Source organism: Bacillus altitudinis, from assembly GCF_001191605.1.
Lineage (GTDB): Bacteria > Bacillota > Bacilli > Bacillales > Bacillaceae > Bacillus > Bacillus altitudinis.
Window position 1 is genome coordinate 3,672,501 of record NZ_CP009108.1, and the last position, 2,349, is coordinate 3,674,849.

2 rRNA genes (1 of these 2 cut by a window edge) are annotated in these 2,349 nt (G+C 52.2%); both read right to left on the bottom strand.

Annotation, left to right across the window (positions count from 1 at the left end):
• Positions 1-787, bottom strand: a 23S ribosomal RNA gene (locus tag ID12_RS18625); it reaches 2,144 nt to the left of the window's first position.
• A gap of 181 nt (positions 788-968) precedes the next feature.
• Positions 969-2,349: ribosomal RNA gene (locus ID12_RS00005) — 16S ribosomal RNA — on the bottom strand.
• Together the 16S and 23S rRNA genes form the textbook arrangement of a ribosomal RNA operon.

Consider the following 2,349-nt stretch of genomic DNA (forward strand, 5'->3'; position numbering starts at 1 on the left):
GTGGGTTCGGGCCTCCATTCAGTGTTACCTGAACTTCACCCTGGACATGGGTAGATCACCTGGTTTCGGGTCTACGACCACGTACTCATGCGCCCTATTCAGACTCGCTTTCGCTGCGGCTCCGCATCTTCTGCTTAACCTTGCACGGGATCGTAACTCGCCGGTTCATTCTACAAAAGGCACGCCATCACCCGTTAACGGGCTCTGACTACTTGTAGGCACACGGTTTCAGGATCTATTTCACTCCCCTTCCGGGGTGCTTTTCACCTTTCCCTCACGGTACTGGTTCACTATCGGTCACTAGGGAGTATTTAGCCTTGGGAGATGGTCCTCCCGGATTCCGACGGAATTTCACGTGTTCCGCCGTACTCAGGATCCACTCTGGAGAGAACAACATTTCAGTTACAGGGCTGTTACCTTCTTTGGCGGGCCTTTCCAGACCTCTTCGCTTATATCGTTCCTTTGTAACTCCGTATAGAGTGTCCTACAACCCCAAGAGGCAAGCCTCTTGGTTTGGGCTGTTCCCGTTTCGCTCGCCGCTACTCAGGGAATCGCATTTGCTTTCTCTTCCTCCGGGTACTTAGATGTTTCAGTTCCCCGGGTATGCCTTCTCATACTCTATGTATTCAAGTATGGATACTACTCCATTACGAGCAGTGGGTTTCCCCATTCGGAAATCTCCGGATCAAAGCTTGCTTACAGCTCCCCGAAGCATATCGGTGTTCGTCCCGTCCTTCATCGGCTCCTAGTGCCAAGGCATCCACCGTGCGCCCTTTCTAACTTAACCATTTCTTACTTTAGAAAGAATCACTATGTGTGATGAACTTTGCATTGCATTCAATGTGAATGTATTACTTATTGTTATCTAGTTTTCAAAGAACAATCCTGTCTCGCTAGAGACATGTTTGAAGGAATGATCCTTCAAAACTAAACAAGACGAAAACATACGCTGCTCCATATATCCTTAGAAAGGAGGTGATCCAGCCGCACCTTCCGATACGGCTACCTTGTTACGACTTCACCCCAATCATCTGCCCCACCTTCGGCGGCTGGCTCCATAAAGGTTACCTCACCGACTTCGGGTGTTGCAAACTCTCGTGGTGTGACGGGCGGTGTGTACAAGGCCCGGGAACGTATTCACCGCGGCATGCTGATCCGCGATTACTAGCGATTCCAGCTTCACGCAGTCGAGTTGCAGACTGCGATCCGAACTGAGAACAGATTTGTGGGATTGGCTAAACCTTGCGGTCTCGCAGCCCTTTGTTCTGTCCATTGTAGCACGTGTGTAGCCCAGGTCATAAGGGGCATGATGATTTGACGTCATCCCCACCTTCCTCCGGTTTGTCACCGGCAGTCACCTTAGAGTGCCCAACTAAATGCTGGCAACTAAGATCAAGGGTTGCGCTCGTTGCGGGACTTAACCCAACATCTCACGACACGAGCTGACGACAACCATGCACCACCTGTCACTCTGTCCCCGAAGGGAAAGCCCTATCTCTAGGGTTGTCAGAGGATGTCAAGACCTGGTAAGGTTCTTCGCGTTGCTTCGAATTAAACCACATGCTCCACCGCTTGTGCGGGCCCCCGTCAATTCCTTTGAGTTTCAGTCTTGCGACCGTACTCCCCAGGCGGAGTGCTTAATGCGTTAGCTGCAGCACTAAGGGGCGGAAACCCCCTAACACTTAGCACTCATCGTTTACGGCGTGGACTACCAGGGTATCTAATCCTGTTCGCTCCCCACGCTTTCGCTCCTCAGCGTCAGTTACAGACCAGAGAGTCGCCTTCGCCACTGGTGTTCCTCCACATCTCTACGCATTTCACCGCTACACGTGGAATTCCACTCTCCTCTTCTGCACTCAAGTTTCCCAGTTTCCAATGACCCTCCCCGGTTGAGCCGGGGGCTTTCACATCAGACTTAAGAAACCGCCTGCGAGCCCTTTACGCCCAATAATTCCGGACAACGCTTGCCACCTACGTATTACCGCGGCTGCTGGCACGTAGTTAGCCGTGGCTTTCTGGTTAGGTACCGTCAAGGTGCAAGCAGTTACTCTTGCACTTGTTCTTCCCTAACAACAGAGCTTTACGATCCGAAAACCTTCATCACTCACGCGGCGTTGCTCCGTCAGACTTTCGTCCATTGCGGAAGATTCCCTACTGCTGCCTCCCGTAGGAGTCTGGGCCGTGTCTCAGTCCCAGTGTGGCCGATCACCCTCTCAGGTCGGCTACGCATCGTCGCCTTGGTGAGCCGTTACCTCACCAACTAGCTAATGCGCCGCGGGTCCATCTGTAAGTGACAGCCGAAACCGTCTTTCATCCTTGAACCATGCGGTTCAAGGAACTATCCGGTAT